This window comes from Novosphingobium pentaromativorans US6-1, assembly GCF_000767465.1.
GTDB lineage: Bacteria > Pseudomonadota > Alphaproteobacteria > Sphingomonadales > Sphingomonadaceae > Novosphingobium > Novosphingobium pentaromativorans.
In genome coordinates, this window is sequence record NZ_CP009294.1 from 1 (window position 1) to 16,127 (window position 16,127).

Below are 16,127 nucleotides of genomic sequence, written 5' to 3' on the forward strand. Positions count from 1 at the left end.
ATGGAAAGTGAAGCTGGCCAAATAGCCGAAGCTACTGAAGTGGACGCGGAGGAAGTATCGCCCGGCCGTGCCATGCGCGTCGCTGCAGCTCTGAAGGCGAAGGGCGGAGATGAGTTCGCCAAGCCAGGCAGCATCATTGAAATAAAATTCGTCAAAGGTGAATCGCTCAGTCTTACGGCGTCTCGGTTACTGGCCTTGATGATCTTGACTGCTGGAGGAGATGCTTGGGAGGATCGACCACACCGAATCCGGAAAGCTGACATTCGGCGCGGCCATAAGGGCAATGAGCGGATCACCGACATGCTCCAGGAATTGCACCGAACGCTCTTCGCCGTTGACGACAAATCGTGGCGTGGGAAGAAGGCGACGCTGCTATTCTCGTTGATCTCTCGATCACGCGAGGAAACGGAGGAAGAGGGCGGGGAAGCTGGCTGGATTGAGTGGGAGTTCACGCCCGATGCGCGCAAGCTCATTCAAGCGTCAGAGACCTATGCCGTCCTCAACAGACAGGCAGTGCTTGGGTTTCGTTCGAATTACGCTCTCAAGCTTTATGAACTTGGAGCGCTTCGGTTGCATCGTCGCCAGGCGACGTGGCGAGGCGATATGCAGGCGCTTCGAGCAGCCCTTGGCATTCCCCCCGATGTCTACACCGATTTTGCCCAGCTTCGCCGTAAAGTCCTTGAAAAGGCCAAGTCAGAGATAGACCAGTTGGCGCACTTCCGCGTTGAATGGCGAGAGATACGCCAGGGCAGAACGGTTACCGAGATCGAGTTCCGGTTTGAGCCGAAGGGTGCACCCGAGGTCATTGAAACAGTCGACGAACTGGATCGTCATTCAGCGGGCCGCCAAGCGCGCCGGGATGGAGCAGTTGAACGAATCTCCGTAGGGCAGGGGGCTATTCCGGCGCCGCGGAAGGCTGTCGCACGGAGTAAGCCTACGGAGACCAGCTTTCCGACGGGATCGCTACGTTATGGCGAACATGAGGCCGAGTTCCGCTCGATCGGCCGGCAGTATGGCGGCGGTTGGGATGTGGATATGATCGCCGATGGCTTTCGCTCGCAGATGGGCGAGCGATTGGAAAAGCTTCGTGGGGCGAAGTTGGCCGCTGCGTGGAAGGGGTTTTGCGAGGGCTGGGTTAATCGTCGCGGTCGACCGCAATGACTGGAAATTGCACGCGTGCAATTTCGACATCCCCCACCGAGTCAGGTTGGAGGCGCATAAGGGCAGTTTGAACCCTTTTTGATGCCCCCACTTTCGAAATTTGTGAATTTCTTGACCCAAAAGCGCAAGTGAGTGTAGCACACGCTCAGTTGCGAAAGGTGGGTATGTGTCGAAAGGACTTCAAATTGAGGAAGCGGAGCGCTTGGTGTCGGTCGCAACGCTGGCCAGTCGAACCTCATCGGTGCTCGAAAAATTGCGGGATTCGGCCCGGAGCGCCCGGTCGGATGACCGCCGCGAGCCGACGTTCACGATCGGCAAGGCTGCCGAGCTTGTAGGACGAACCCCAGCTGCGATTCGCGATGCTGAGAAGGACGGTCGGCTTCCCGAGCCTGCCAGGAATGACAACAACAGGCGCGAACGATATACGTTGGCGCAACTCAACGACATGCGGGGCGTCTTCGGAACGAGGCCGTACCGGGCTGTGGGCGACCCTTGCTGTGTCGTAGCGGTTCAAAACTTCAAGGGCGGCGTCGGTAAATCCACCGTGGCGGTCCATTTAGCCCAGTATCTTGCCATTCGAGGCTACCGCGTAGCTCTAGTGGACTGCGACAGTCAGGCATCGGCAACAACGCTTTTCGGCTACGTCCCTGATCTCGATCTTACCGAAGATGACACCCTTTACCCGTTTCTTCGCGAAGGCGAACGATCGTCCCTCGATTATGCACTCCGCAAGACCCATTTCGATGGCCTGGAGCTGATCCCGGCAAATCTTCGTCTGTTCAACTCCGAGTACGAACTTGCAGCGCGGATGGCTCAAGGGAATGCCTCTCTTCTCGACCGATTGAAGGAGGGCATCGAAAGTATCTCGGATCGTTTTGACGTTATCGTGATGGATCCACCACCGGCCCTAGGCGCGATCTCCCTCTCAGTGTTGCGTGCGGCGAATTCGCTGGTTGTGCCGGTGCCGCCAACCGTTATGGATTTCTCATCGACCGCGGCATTCCTCTCGATGTTGGATGAGACGATTGAGCAACTTGCTGACCGTGGGCTCGCGCCAGAACTGAATTTTCTCCGCTTCGTTGCGTCAAAGGTCGACGAGAATAAGTCGATGCAAAAGGAGCTGATACAGCTCATGCGGACGCTGTTCGGGCATACAATGGTCCGAACGCCGCTGAAGGATTCTGCCGAGATCGACAATGCAACCGCGCGTTTGATGACGGTCTATGAGCTCGATGGACCTGCCACCAGTTCGGCTGTGCGTAATCGCTGCCTAAACTATCTTGATGGCGTGAACGCTGAGATCGAAGTCGATATCCGTTCGATGTGGCCCAGCCATCACAAGCGCCTGCGCCAGGAGGCGTTGGCATGAAATCCGGGAATTGCACGCGTGCAATCCGACGTGGAAATCACGTGATTTCTGAAAATTGCACGCGTGCAATTCAGCTAACGGGAGGGTCGCATGAGTAAGAAAAATAGCGGTTTTGCGGCTGATCTGGCCGCAGGCATCGACCTGACCGATGCTGGCGCGGCGCCCCGTCGATCGAGCATCGCATCGAATGTGCTTACCGGGCGTTCGAACCGTTTGGCCGACCTAGCATCCGGAGCGATTGTAAATCGGACCCATGAGTTAGTGGACCCTGCAAGGTGCCGGATGTGGGCAGGTCACAACCGTGATTACGCCCTCCTAAACGAAGAACGGTGTTCGGATCTTATTGAAAGCATCAAGGCACAAGGCCGGCAGGAAATACCAGCGATTGTTCGCCGTTTGTCGGGTGATGAAGAATATGATTTTGAGGTTATCTGTGGCGCCCGGCGACATTGGTCGATCAGCTGGCTCAGGACCCACAATTACCCTGACTTCAAATTTCTTGTCGATGTACGGGAGATCGGTGACGAAGAGGCATTCCGGCTAGCAGACATAGAGAACCGTGCCCGAGACGATCTTACCGACCTTGAAAGGGCGAGGGACTATCTGCGGGCGCTCACAGCCTACTATGACGGCCGCCAAAAAACGATGGCCGAGCGCCTGAAGGTCTCAGAAAGCTGGCTTACGAGGTATCTTGATCTGGCCCGCCTGCCAGAGCAACTTACCAGGGCTTTTGCCGATCCCCAGGAACTCGGCATCCGAAACGCGATCGCTCTCAAAGCACTTCTGAAACCAGATGACCGCCGGGAACGCGCATTCCGAGAGGCCGCGCGTTTGGCCGAGGAGCGCGAGGCAACCGGCCGGTCGATGTCAGTGATCGATGTGATCAAGGCGCTATCACTGGCTGTTGACCCCCCCAAGAAGTCAGGAACCCCCAAGAAGTCAGGAAAGGCCGAAACAGTTGCGAGTCCGAGCGGCAAGCCGGTGCTTCGGATCGAGGGCGCAGATCGAAAGGGCATTCGCCTCACTCTCCTGAGCAAGGGCGGAGCGACGCGCCAAGAGGCGGAAGAAGCTGTGCGCGCGGTCTTGGACCAGTACTGGATGTGAAGTCTGCTGGTTTCGGGGGATCGATCGGCGAGTTCGCATGCTGACTGCTCGGAACGGAGGGGCGGGGGAGGGGTCCTATGCCTGCTAGGACGACGCTGCGCCGCAGGGCGGCTCAGGAGGCTCTGTGAGCGCGTTTGGGGGCCAGGACATGGTCTCCGGGGCGCAGCGTCGCCAGATCGGCCTTCTCGAGCGCCTGGGCGGCTTGTGAGGCGGTGCGGCGGGTCACGCCGAGCGCTCGCGCCAGTTCGGCGCGGGTGAGGGGACCCAACCCACCAATCAGCTGCCACATCGCAGGCGCCTGCGACGAGGCATAGAGGCCAGCGAGGCGTTCCTCGCCTCGCGCAACCATGGCCGTGACGGCCGAGAGGTCCGTTGCCACGTCACCGGCCGCGGCGCCAATTGCACTAGCCAGCAGGGCGGGGAGGGAGCGTTCGGGTTCGGCGCGGAACAGCTCACGCGGGGCGAGCTCGGCGAGCGCAAGCGGCGCCGCGCCCAGGGCGAACAGCTGCGGGCGCATTGCCGCGGCGAGCGAGGCGGCCCAGGCACTCCCGCGCGCGGCGAACCGCTGGAACACGCGGCCCTCGATCAGCACCTCCTCGCTGCCGCCCTCGAGAAAGTCGACTTCGTGCTCACGCAGCTGGCAGAGCCATTCGGTGAGGGCTGTCAGGGGCTCACGCGCCGGCAGCAGGGCATCGAGCCGTTCGAGCGCCCGGTCGGCGGCCGCAAAGGGGCCTGAGAAGCTCTCGCGTGCTGTCGGCTGCCAAAGTTTATGGCAACCGAATTTATGCACTAAGTATCAATGCATTAGCGCGATACCGGGAGCAGCAATTCTGGCAGGCCGGAAATACATGTCGGGCGCTCTGCCAGAATTGATGTCATCGAACGGGTCGATTTTCGGCCGGGGGAGGGCGGGTGATCGAGCGGAAGCCTCAGCCGGCGAAGGCCATCTCAACCGAGGCGCTGGCGACCGGTGCCGAGCTATATCCAATCTTCAGGCGCCATGTTCCGCTCGATGGATCGATATCCGCACGGGTCATTGCGGAAGTTTCAGCCGCGTCAGGCCTCAGCGCGCGCCAGGTGCGGCGTTTGGCGGCGAAATTTCGCGCAAATCCGGTGGCCACGAGTCTGGCCCCGACACCGCGTGGCCCCCGGATTGGCAGCCACCGCATCGCCGATCCGGTAAGAGCGGCAATCGAGCGGCTCACCCACGAAATATTCCTGAAAAAACCGCCGCCATCGGCGGCTTTGGCGGCCCGCGAAATCCACGGATTGCTGCTTGCGGAGGATGGGGAGTTCCGCTTCTCACCGGGCGTGGTCCCGAGCGAGCGCACACTGATCCGCCTGATCGGGGAGATTTCGGAGCCGCAGCGGGCAAAATCGAGCATGGGCTCGAAGCAGCGAAGCGCCCACGAACCGCATCCTGGCGAGTATCGGAGCGAGGGTTTGCTCGATCTGGTCCAGATGGATCACACCCGCGCCGACGTGATTCTGGTCGATAGCACGCATCGCGAGGAACTCGCCCGCCCGTGGATCACGCTGTTGGTGGAGGTTTGGACCCGCGGTATTCTGGGCTTTTATGTGAGTTTTGGGGACCCCTCGATCTTCCGCTGCGGCCGGGCGGTCGCTAATGCCCTGTTGCCCAAGGAACCGCTGCTTGAGGAACTGGGCGTCGATGTTTCCTACCCGATGCACGGGCAATTCCACCGACTACATGCCGACCACGCCGCTCCGCACCGGGCCGAGAGCTTCCGGCGTGCTTGCCTGGCCAATGGTATCGATCCGGACATCCGACCGCGGGGTCCGGCGCACTTTGGCGGGCACATCGAGCGGCTGATCGGCACCATGGTCGGCAGAATGTGCCTGCTGCCGGGTGCGACCGGCGGAAATGTGACCCAGCGTGACGGCTACGATGCAGGGAAGGCGGCGGCGATGACCCTGGCGGAGTTCGAGCGCTGGCTGCTGCTGCAGATTGCCATCTACCACAATACGCCGCACAAGGGGCTGGGTGGACAATGCCCTGCGCAGGCTTGGAAAATAGCGGTTTCGGGCCATCTGCCGCTGGTCCCGGCCTGCCTCGATGTCGAGCATCTCACCCGCCAGTTCCTGCCCGTGCGGCAGCGAACCGTGCAGGCCTATGGTGTGCAGATCCTGCATCGCCGCTATTGGCACCCGGTGCTCGCGCACCGGATTGGCCAGCAGATTACCGTGTATCACGACGAGCGCACGTTGCAGGAGGTTTACGCCGAAATCGACGGACAGTTCGTCGTCCTACCAATGGTGGGCCACTATCCCGACGTCAGCGAGCCCGAATGGGAAGCCGAACGGCAACGCCTGCGGCGCGAAGGGTCAGCGTTCCAGGCTGACGGCGCGCAGGCGGCGACCGCGCGTTATATCGAGGCCGCGCGGCGCGAAGTCGTCGCGGCCCGGCAGCGCACGGCCAGCAGTCGGCAGGAACGCAAGCGCCGGGAGCAGGAAGGGGTATCGCACTCGCCCCAAACGAAAGGCCGGATCGAGAGGGCCGAGGTTCGCTGGCTCCCGGCAGCCGATCTGCCACAGGATGACTGGCTCAAATGGCGCAAATGAGCGGACATTCGGCCTTCTGGATCGATTTCGACGAGGCGCGCCGCGCGGTCGAGACGCTTGTCGAGCTGGCGCATGACGAGCCGGACGAGCGGCCACCCTGCGTCCTGCTGGTCGGCCAGTCGGGCATGGGCAAGACCTCTATCCTGCGTGAGACCCAGCGCCGGATCGCGCTCGCCTTTCCCGAACCCGAGGAATGGGGCGAGGCGCGTTACGAACCGATGCTGCGCACGGTGATCCCTTCGGGTTCGACCGCGCTCAAGATCAACCTGACGCTGCTGTGGAAGCAGGGCTGGCCGATTACCGGCAAGACGCACCGGATCGCCGATCTCAAGGTCGTCGAGCTGTTGCGCCGCCAAAGGACGCGGCTTGTGGGGATCGACAATGTCCATGCGATCCTCACCGCCGGCGGGAGGGCGCGGCGCGACACGCTCGATGCCTTCCGCTTCCTGATGAGCGAGGGCAATGTGCCGATGGTGGTGGCCGGGCTTGACGTTGCGGCGGACATCTTTGCCGAGGATGTCGAACTGGCCTATCGCTCGATCATCGTGCGGCTCAATCCCTGGCCGCCGGGAGAGCCATCGCAGCGGCTGATCCGGGTTCTGGGGCAGGGGATGCAACTGATCGAGCCTGAGCGGCTTGCCTGGGCGGTGCAATGCGAGAAGGAGCGGATTTCCTCCACATTTCTGGCTTGCGAGGCAAGCGCCCTGCTGCCGCGCGGATTGCGCCAGTATGCCTGTGCACGGTGCTGGTACGAGGCGCGGCGGGCGGGGAAGCCCGAATTCATCCGGCGCGAATGGATCCTGCGGGCGAGCTGGCGGTGCCGGGAGCACGGCCTGCCACTGAGCGATATGGGCAAAGTGCCAGGCGAACCGGGCGGTCGGCTATCGTTGGCGCAATTGGCGAGCTTGGTGGTTCTGGCCGAACGCTCGCTTGCGGTGGCGAGGCCATCGCAGAAGACAATCCGGCGCAATTCCGCGGCTCTTGCCGAGTTGGCCCGGCAGTCGGAATGGCAGAGGCACCGGGCCATCGACCATGCCTACCGGGACCGCTTTGCCGCGAATGTGTTCCATTTCAGCGCGGATCGCATCGCCGTGCTGGCCCTGGCGCTTGGTCGGCGCGATGCGGCCCCTCGGCGTTTCGAGACCCTGATTTCGCAAGCTTTGCCCGAGAGGCCCACGCCGGACGGCGGCAGCCTGGCCGATCAGAAACCGCCCTATCGCCTGCAAGCCGCTTTCAGGACCAAACTGCGCTCGCACTGGATCGCTCCTGACTTGCTGAGCCTGCTTTGCGCCTATGGTGCGCTGCGGGCCCGGCAAGGTCGGGAGGCGGTGCTCCAGGCCGCCTAGGAAGCTGTCTCGTGCCGCCAGTCGGGCAGGGCCATGGGGATCGTGATGGCGCAGACAAACGGCGCGAAGGGGCCGTGAGCGCGGGCCAGGTGCCGGGATTCGAGTTGCCGCAGCAGCTTGGCGGCGCCGGCCTTGGTGGCGGGGAGCGCGCGGGCGAGCTGGGCGGGGGTCAGTCCGCCAAGGCCGAACAGCAACATCCAGGCGAGATAGAGCCGCGAGTTCGAACGCTGGTTCGGAAACTCGCGCGCGAAAATGTCGGCCGCGCGCGGCATGCGGGCCACGTCGCAGGCGGTGCCGTGGAGCGCGGCAAGCAGGCTTTCGCGGCCGTCTGTGCGCCGTTCGCCAGCGTCACGATCGGCGCGGAACAGCCGGCGGTGGACGACGCCGACGAAGGGCAGGGGGGTGTCGCTCAACCGGAAGGCTGACCCAAGCGCCACAGCCGCCAGGTTGATCGCCCAGCACGGCGTTCGGGCGGTTGCCGACAGGGCATCGCGCTCATCGCCGCTCGAATAGCGGAACCGGTCGACGAGCGTGAGCAGCCGTTCAAGCGGTGCCTGCGGCAGCTTGGCCTGGTCCAATTCACCCAGCACCGCATCGAGGTCGCCCGTGCTCGCGGCGACGATGGCCTCGGCGTCGGCGGCCTCGCTGGCCATCGGCCGGATGGCGATTTTGCGCACCGTGCGGATCGCCTGGGTGAGCGGCTTTTCGCGGGGGCACAGGGCGCGTTCGAGCAGGGTGAGGAAGGCGTTGCGCTCGGCGGCGCATTCGGCGCCGATCAGGGAGGCCCCGAGTGTGATCGCCCGGTCCTGGCGGTATTGCTCCCAGGCGCGCGAGAGCCAGTGGAGCGCCAGCGAAGCGCGCATTTCTGGGGAATAGAGGGCATGGGACGCGAGCAGGCACTTGGCCAGAGTGTCGATCTGGCCGATACGATAGGCAATGGGGCCGGCGTCGATCGCGCTGCTCAAGCGAATGACCTTCCTTGCTGCGGTTCCGAATTGGCTACCTGCGCCGGGAATCAGGGTCAAATACAAAGTTTACCTAAAGTGCAGTTTGGTATCCTATCTTTCCGACTGTCGAAAACGCGGATTTTCCATAATCGGGACTTATGGTAAAATCGGTGTTGCCGAAAGGGCCGATTTTGTCCAAAAAGACCCGGTGAAACCCACCGGAAACTCCCATGCTCGCCGCAACTGATGGGCCGTTCCCGTCTTCGGTCGAGCTGGTCTTGCGCCGTTACGCGCCGCTGGTCGATGCGCGCGGCGCCAGTTCGGTCGGGTTCGAGGCGGCGGTCGCGGCGATGGCGCCGGCGACCAAGGCGGCGATCACCGCCGACCTCAAGTGCTTCCTCGCCTGGTGCAAGTCGCGCCGGCCCGTCGCCACCGCGGTTCCCGCCGAACCCGAGACGCTCGTCCACTACCTGCGCTGGCTGGCCAAGGGTTCTGATACCCGGACACCGGCAAAGCCCGCGACGCTTGCGCGCCGGATCGCCAGCATTGCCCGGGTGCATCGCATGCTCGGGTTCGGCGATTCCGAGCCGTTGCCCACCCAGGCCGGGATGGTCCGTGATACCTTGAAGGGTATCCGCCGCGACAAGCGGCATCGCCAGCGCCAGGCAGGGCCGCTCCGGCTTGGGGACGCCATGGCCGAAGGGCAGGGGGCTCCCGAAGGCGTGACGGTCAAGGCGCTGCTCGCATCCTGCAGCACCGACATCATCGGTCTGCGCGATGCGGCGCTGATCAGCCTTGCCTATGACGCTGGTCTCAGGGTCTCGGAATTGGTCGGAACCGAGGTTGCTGATCTGCGGCAGGTTGGCGACGGCAGCGGCCGCCTCGAGATCGGGCATTCCAAGACCGACCAGCTGGGGGAGGGGGCTCTGGCCTGGCTGTCGCCAGAGACGATGGGTCATATATCAGCTTGGCTGCTTGCCAGCGGAATTGGCGAAGGCCCGGTGTTTCGGCGGATCAATGTGCTGACCAGTCCGCCGGATCCTGCCGGACAGCAGATCGTGCGGCACTACATTGGCGCCAAGCCGCTCACCCGCCAAGGTGTGGTCGCGATCCTGCGCCGCCGGGTACTGGAGGCGATCGATCTCGGCCATGTCGAGCTCGAGCCAGGCATGGAAGGCGACACCGTCCGGGCCTTGAGTGCTCATTCGTTTCGGGTCGGGTTGACCCAGGACCTGTTCGCGGCCGGGGAGGATGGTGCGGGGATTGCGCTGGCGCTGCGCTGGTCGTCGCAGACAACGGCGCTGCGCTACGCACGCGAGCTTGCTGTGGGCAGCAATGCAGCGGCGCGGGTGCTGGGCAATTTGCGGCGCGGGTCAATTTTGCCCAAGAATGATTGCCAAGCCATCGACGGAGATTGCGCGAGCGGTTGAAAGTGTTCCTCATCCGACTGGGTAAACCCGGATTGTCTTGCCGCAGCGCCGATGTTAACCGACGTGTCATGCCAAGATCGGTTCTTCTCCTGATCGCGATAGCAACCCTGGTGATCTGCAACTTGCACTCGCCTTCGATGCTGCACGCCGAGGAAGCCGGACACGACGATCACGCGACGCTCTTCGCGAGCGATCACCACGATTGGACTTCCGATGCGGTGCCCGATGTCGATCATGGCACTGTGGCGCACGACCATCATGGACCGACAGCCATGACGGTGGCGGCTGCGCGGATGGAAATGCCGGTGCCGGTTCCCTCGGCGCTTCATCATTTGGCCGAAGCGTCCAAACTGGCATCCTGGGCCACCGCGCCGCCAATCGAGCCCCCGGCAGCCTGATCGAAGCCGCTAGGCGTGCGCAATTGCGCGCGCCCATTGCGTTTCGGATCAGGAGAGACTTCATGTCACGATTGTTGGCAGCCGCCCTTTTGGCGGGTGCGCTGTATTTACCGGCAGGGCGGGCCGGCGCTGAGCCGCTGACGCTTGAACAGGCGATCGCGCGCGCCAGTGAAGGTGCGCCGCGATTGCAGGCGGTCGAAGCGGCTGTCGAAGCTGCCCGCGCCAGCCAGACCCAGGCAGGGGTGCGTCCCAATCCCACTGTAACGGTGACCGGTGAGAACATCGCCGGGAGCGGTCGTTACGGCTTCCTGCCCCAAGCCGAGATCACCGCAAGCTATTCCCAGATGCTCGAACGCGGCGGCAAGCGCGACGCGCGCACCGCCTGGGCACAGCGCGACGTTGGCGTCGCGGAAGCCTCGACTCGCGTCACGCGCCTCGATCTCGCCGCACGGGTCGAGCGGGCCTGGTTCGATGTCATCATCGCCGACGAAGTGGTCTGGGCGGCGAAATACCGGCTCAAGACCGAACGCGAAATGCAGGCCGAGGCGCTGCGACGGGTGCGCGGCTACAAGGACCCGCTGTTCGTCGAGACCCGTGCGGCCGCCCGAGTGGCGCAGTCGGAGATCGCGCTGCATGAGGCCAAACGCCGAGAGGTGGCGGCGCGCAATGTGCTGGCATCCTTTTGGGGCGGAAGCGGCGAGGGGCTTGAGGTCGCAGGCGGTGTCTTGACCGAGGTTAAAAGCCCGCTTGCGATTGCGCCATCCGACGAAGCCTTCGAGACAGCCAAGATCGCCCGTGCGCAGGCTGCCGTCACGCTTGAGCAGTCGCGCGGCGTGCAGGATTACACGGTTTCGGGCGGGGTGCGATACCTGCGCGGAACCGGCGATGTCGCGCTCGTCACCGGGATCACCATCCCCATCGGCCGCTTCGATCGAAATCAGGGCAATATCGAACGCGCCCAGGCCGAGCGCCGCCGTCTTGAATTTGAGGCCGAGGCTGACCGGCTCGAGCGGTTGCGGCGGCTCGCCTCGCTGCGCGCCGAGGCCGATGCCTCGCGCCTTCGCGCCGACGCCATCCGCATCGAAGTGCTGCCGAAAGCCGTGCGCACGCTCGATCAGGTGCGCGAGGGCTATCGGCGCGGCGGCTTCACTTTCCGCGACGTTCAGGACGCGGCCGACGCGATCGTAGAGGTCCAGGAACAATGGATCGCCGCCGCCAACCAGTGGCGCGACCTTCAGACAGAAATCGACCGGCTGTCGGGACGCTTCGATGCGTCCGCCCGGGGGGAGACAGAACAATGACCCATTCCAGCAACATGACCCGTATCCTCGCAACCCTCTTGGCGGTGATTCCGCTCGCCGCCTGCGGCGGTGGCGCGGAAAAGCCCGCTGGCGAGCATGGCGAGGCTGCCGGTCCCGAGAAGGGGCAGCACAATGGCCGGATGCTGCGCGACGGCGACTTCGCGCTCGAAATGACGGTGTTCGAGGACGGCGTGCCGCCGATGTTCCGCGTGTTCCCGACCATGGGCGGAGAGAAGCTCGATCCTGCGAAGGTCGATCTGACCGTGACGCTGCGCCGCCTCGACGGCGAGGTGAACGTGTTCAAGTTCAAGCCGAACGGCGAGATGCTGGACGGCCAGGGCACGGTAGTTGAACCGCACAGCTTCGACGTCGAAGTCGTTGCTGTGGTCGCTGGCAAGCGTCACCAGTGGAAATACGCCAATCCCGAAGGCCAGACGAAAATCCCAGCCGAAACCGCCAGGGCCAACGGCGTGGTGATCGAAACGGCCGGTCCGGCGGTGATCGGCGAGACGCGCGAGTTGTATGGCACTGTCCAACTCGCCAGCACCGGCCGTTCGGAAATTCGCGGCCAGTTTCCGGGACGCGTGGTCTCCGTTACCAAGGCAGTGGGAGACTACGTCCAGCGCGGGCAACTGCTGGCGCGCATCGAATCGGGCGAGAGCCTGCAGGTCTATCCGGTCTATTCGACGGTCAGCGGCGTGGTGGCCGAACGCAACGGCAATCCCGGTGACGTGACTTTCGACCGGCCGCTCTATGTCATCACCGACCCGGCCCAGACCACGGTCGTGTTCAACGTCTTCCCGCGCGATCTCGCTCTGGTACGACCCGGCCAACGGGTAAGCGTCGAGACCATGGACGGCCAGGCGGTCGCCGGCGCCAGGCTCGGCGACTACCTTCCCGAAGGCAATGCCGCCGCAGGTACGGCGCTGCTGCGCGCAATCCTGCCCAATCCGGGCGGGCGGTTCCGCCCCGGCATGGCGTTGCGGGGCAAAGTGACCGTGAATGCCGTGACGGTGCCGCTGGCCGTGCGCACCGAAGCGCTCCAGCCGTTCCGCGACTTCACCGTGGTCTATGCGAACTTTGGCGACAAGTACGAGGTCCGGATGCTCGAATTGGGGCGCAAGTCGCCCGAGTGGACCGAGGTGCTCGGCGGACTCAAGCCCGGGACGCGCTATGCCGCCAAGGGTTCCTTCCTGATCCGCGCCGACATCGAGAAGTCCGGCGCGAGCCACGATCACTGATAGGTGGGAAGGAACAGAACCATGCTCGCCAGTATCATCGGCTTTTCAATCCGTCAGCGCTGGATGGTGCTGGCGGTGGTCGCCATGCTCGCAGGTCTTGGCGCGTGGAGCGCGACGCGCCTGCCCATCGACGCCGTTCCCGACATCACCAACGTCCAGGTCCAGATCAACACCGAGGCCGAAGGCTATTCGCCGCTCGAAGCCGAGCAGCGCGTCACCTTCCCGGTGGAGACCGCGATCGCCGGCATTCCCAACCTCGATTATACGCGCTCGGTCTCGCGCTATGGCCTCAGCCAGGTGACTGTGGTGTTCAAGGACGGCACTGACATCTATTTCGCCCGGCAACTTGTCAACGAGCGCATTCAGGCGGTGAAGTCCCAGCTTCCGCCCGGCATCAAACCCGCAATGGGGCCGATCGCCACGGGCCTCGGCGAAATCTTCATGTACTCGGTCGAACCCAAGCCGGGAGCGAAGAAGCCCGACGGCAGCGAGTGGACGCCGATGGACTTGCGCACACTCAACGACTGGGTCGTGCGCCCGCAGATGCGCACCATCCCTGGCGTTGCCGAGGTTAACTCGATCGGCGGTTATGCGCGGCAATATCATGTCACGCCCGACGCCGGGCGGCTCGCCGCGATCGGCCTGTCGCTGACGGACGTGGTCGAGGCGCTGGAAGCCAATAACGCCAATCGCGGCGCCGGCTACGTCGAGCGCGCGGGCGAGCAGATACTGATCCGTCTACCGGGCCGTGCCGAGAACGAGGTCGACATTGCCCAGATCATCGTCGCCACGCGCGGAGGTGTGCCGATCCGCATCGGCGACGTGGCTGAAGTTTTGATCGGCTCCGAACTGCGGACGGGTGCCGCCACCCAGAACGGCAAGGAGATCGTGCTTGGCACCATCTTCATGCTGACCGGCGAGAACCCGCGCATCGTCGCGCAGGCCGCCGCCGAACGGCTCAGCCAAGTCCAGGCATCTCTCCCTTCGGGCGTGATCGCCCAGCCACTGTATGATCGCACTGAACTGGTCGACCGCACCATCGCGACAGTCGAGAAGAACCTTGTCGAAGGCGCAATACTGGTCATCGCCGTGCTGTTCCTCCTGCTCGGCAATATCCGTGCAGCGCTGATCACGGCGGCGGTGATCCCCTTCTCGATGCTGATGACGCTGACAGGCATGGTCCAGGGGCGGGTTTCAGCCAACCTGATGAGCCTAGGCGCGCTCGACTTCGGGCTGATCGTCGACGGAGCGGTGATCATCGTCGAGAACTGCCTCAGCCGACTTGGCGAGGCCCAGCACCGGCTGGGCCGGCTGCTCGACCGCGACGAGCGCTTCGGGCTGGTTGCCAAGGCAAGCGCCGAAGTGATCCGCCCGAGCCTGTTCGGCGTGGTCATCATCACGGTGGTCTATCTGCCGATCTTCGCTCTCACAGGGATCGAGGGCAAGACGTTCCACCCGATGGCGCTCACGGTCGTGCTCGCGCTGACCGCTGCCATGCTCCTCTCTCTCACCTTTGTGCCGGCCGCTGTCGCTCTGTTCGTCACCGGCAAGGTCGAGGAGAAGGAAAATCGCGTCATGGCGTGGCTCAATGCCCGCTATGCTCCGCTGCTCGACTGGGTGATGCCCCGCGGGCGGTTGGTCGTCGGGAGCGCCTTCGCCCTTGTCGCGCTCAGCGCGATTGGCGCGACAAGGCTTGGTTCGGAGTTCAACCCGAACCTTGAGGAAGGCGACATCGCACTTCACGCTCTGCGCATTCCCGGAACCAGCCTCAGCCAGGCGATCTCCATGCAGGAGGGGTTGGAGGATCGCATCCGCAAGTTCCCCGAGGTCGAACGCGTCTTCGCAAAGATCGGCACAGCCGATGTGGCGACGGACCCGATGCCGCCTTCGGTCGCCGACAATTTCCTGATCCTCAAGGATCGCTCCGAGTGGCCCGATCCGAGGAAGCCACGCGAAAAGCTCGTAGAGGAGCTGAACGCTGCGGTTCGTCAGATTCCCGGCAACAACTATGAGTTCACCCAGCCGGTGCAAATGCGCATGAACGAGCTGATCGCCGGCGTGCGCGCCGATGTGGCGATCAAGCTGTTCGGCGACGACCTCGATCAGCTTCTCGAAAGCGGAAAGTCGATCGAAAGTGTGGCCAAGGGCATCGACGGCGCAGAAGACGTCAAGCTTGAGCAGGTTACCGGCCTGCCGGTGCTATCGGTGACGCCCAAGCGCGAAATGCTTGCGCGCTACGGGATCAGTGTCACCTCGGTGCAGGATGCGGTCGCCACGGCTACGGGCGGACGCAAGGCTGGCGAGGTTTTCGAAGGTGATCGACGCTTCGACATTGTGGTGCGGCTGCCGGAGGCGAACCGCACCAACCTTGACGCCCTGGGGCAACTGCCGATCGGTCTGCCAGGAGAAGGCGCGGGCTTTGTGCCCCTTTCGGAACTGGCCGATATCGAAATGTCGGTCGGCCCCAACCAGATCAGCCGCGAGAACGGCAAGCGGCGCGCGGTGATCACCGCCAACGTGCGAGGCCGAGACCTCGGCTCGTTCATCAATGAACTGCGCGAGACGGTCGATGCTGAGGTGACGGTGCCCGAAGGCTATTACGTGGTCTATGGCGGCACCTTCGAGCAGCTTCAGTCGGCAGCGACCCGGTTGCAGATAGTCGTGCCCTTGGCGCTGCTGCTGATCTTTGGCCTGCTGTTCGCGCTGTTCGGTTCGGTTAGGGACGCAGCCGTAGTCTTCTCGGGCGTGCCACTGGCGCTGACCGGAGGTGTCGCCGCCTTGGCCTTCCGCGGGATACCCATGTCGATCTCGGCCGGGGTCGGGTTTATCGCCCTGTCCGGCGTGGCGGTGCTTAACGGTGTGGTCATGCTCTCGTTCATCCGCGACCTTCGGACACGCGGCATGGCACTCGACCTGGCGATCCGCGAAGGCGCGCTGACCCGCCTCAGGCCGGTGATGATGACCGCGCTGGTCGCCTCCCTGGGCTTCGCGCCAATGGCGCTCAACGTTGGAGCCGGCTCCGAAGTACAACGCCCGCTGGCAACCGTGGTGATAGGGGGGATCATCTCCTCGACGATCCTGACGCTGCTGGTCCTGCCCGCGCTTTATCGGATATTCCACCATCCTAAGGAACGACCCGAGACCAGCGCGAAGACTAAAGGCGGGGAACCCAACAGGGCGTCATGACAGACTGTCGCAGGTACACTTATTCAAGTGCCGCAATGCCATTAAATTTGACACGGCAATG

General features: G+C 63.7%; 12 protein-coding genes. 10 read left to right on the forward strand and 2 right to left on the reverse strand.

The features are described 5' to 3' along the window. Positions 1-72: 72 nt before the first annotated feature. From JI59_RS23545 to JI59_RS23555, 3 genes are all read left to right on the forward strand, one after another. Positions 73-1,161 (forward strand): replication initiation protein, encoded by a 1,089-nt coding sequence (locus JI59_RS23545; protein ID WP_039859089.1) that lies wholly within the window; start codon positions 73-75, stop codon positions 1,159-1,161. A gap of 166 nt (positions 1,162-1,327) precedes the next feature. Then, a complete protein-coding gene (locus JI59_RS23550) occupies positions 1,328-2,530 on the forward strand; it encodes an AAA family ATPase (protein WP_007015945.1) in 1,203 nt (400 codons plus the stop codon). A 90-nt stretch (positions 2,531-2,620) separates the two neighbouring features. Next, on the forward strand, positions 2,621-3,634 hold the full coding sequence (locus JI59_RS23555; RefSeq protein WP_039859043.1) for a ParB/RepB/Spo0J family partition protein: 1,014 nt from the start codon (positions 2,621-2,623) through the stop codon (positions 3,632-3,634). 112 nt (positions 3,635-3,746) lie between these two features. On the opposite strand, the gene JI59_RS23560 is transcribed toward JI59_RS23555, so the two are convergent. Further along, the gene (locus tag JI59_RS23560; protein ID WP_007015947.1) at positions 3,747-4,424 is read right to left on the reverse strand and encodes a helix-turn-helix domain-containing protein; all 678 of its coding nucleotides are present in this window, start codon (positions 4,422-4,424) and stop codon (positions 3,747-3,749) included. 323 nt (positions 4,425-4,747) lie between these two features. Here JI59_RS23560 and JI59_RS23565 point away from each other — a divergent pair, with 323 nt between their 5' ends. Together JI59_RS23565 and JI59_RS27885 are read left to right on the forward strand one after the other, a co-directional pair. Further along, on the forward strand, positions 4,748-6,217 hold the full coding sequence (locus JI59_RS23565; RefSeq protein ID WP_238532681.1) for a Mu transposase C-terminal domain-containing protein: 1,470 nt from the start codon (positions 4,748-4,750) through the stop codon (positions 6,215-6,217). Further along, complete coding sequence (locus tag JI59_RS27885; RefSeq protein WP_007015949.1) at positions 6,214-7,563, forward strand: TniB family NTP-binding protein; 1,350 nt, start codon at positions 6,214-6,216, stop codon at positions 7,561-7,563. Before JI59_RS23565 ends, JI59_RS27885 begins: the two co-directional genes overlap by 4 nt. On the opposite strand, the gene JI59_RS23575 is transcribed toward JI59_RS27885, so the two are convergent. Further along, positions 7,560-8,528, reverse strand: a complete 969-nt coding sequence (locus tag JI59_RS23575; protein ID WP_041565072.1) for a hypothetical protein — start codon at positions 8,526-8,528, stop codon at positions 7,560-7,562. The genes JI59_RS27885 and JI59_RS23575 overlap by 4 nt on opposite strands. Positions 8,529-8,740: 212 nt before the next feature. On the opposite strand from JI59_RS23575, the gene JI59_RS23580 reads away from it, so the two are divergent. From JI59_RS23580 to JI59_RS23600, 5 genes are all read left to right on the forward strand, one after another. Continuing rightward, positions 8,741-9,940, forward strand: a complete 1,200-nt coding sequence (locus JI59_RS23580; protein ID WP_007015951.1) for a tyrosine-type recombinase/integrase — start codon at positions 8,741-8,743, stop codon at positions 9,938-9,940. A gap of 68 nt (positions 9,941-10,008) precedes the next feature. After that, positions 10,009-10,338 (forward strand): hypothetical protein, encoded by a 330-nt coding sequence (locus tag JI59_RS23585; protein WP_007015952.1) that lies wholly within the window; start codon positions 10,009-10,011, stop codon positions 10,336-10,338. A gap of 62 nt (positions 10,339-10,400) precedes the next feature. Next, the gene (locus JI59_RS23590; protein ID WP_007015953.1) at positions 10,401-11,639 is read left to right on the forward strand and encodes a TolC family protein; all 1,239 of its coding nucleotides are present in this window, start codon (positions 10,401-10,403) and stop codon (positions 11,637-11,639) included. After that, positions 11,636-12,880 (forward strand): efflux RND transporter periplasmic adaptor subunit, encoded by a 1,245-nt coding sequence (locus JI59_RS23595; protein WP_007015954.1) that lies wholly within the window; start codon positions 11,636-11,638, stop codon positions 12,878-12,880. Before JI59_RS23590 ends, JI59_RS23595 begins: the two co-directional genes overlap by 4 nt. Before the next feature lie 21 nt (positions 12,881-12,901). After that, positions 12,902-16,066, forward strand: a complete 3,165-nt coding sequence (locus JI59_RS23600) for an efflux RND transporter permease subunit (RefSeq protein WP_007015955.1) — start codon at positions 12,902-12,904, stop codon at positions 16,064-16,066. The last annotated feature ends 61 nt before the right edge of the window (positions 16,067-16,127 follow it).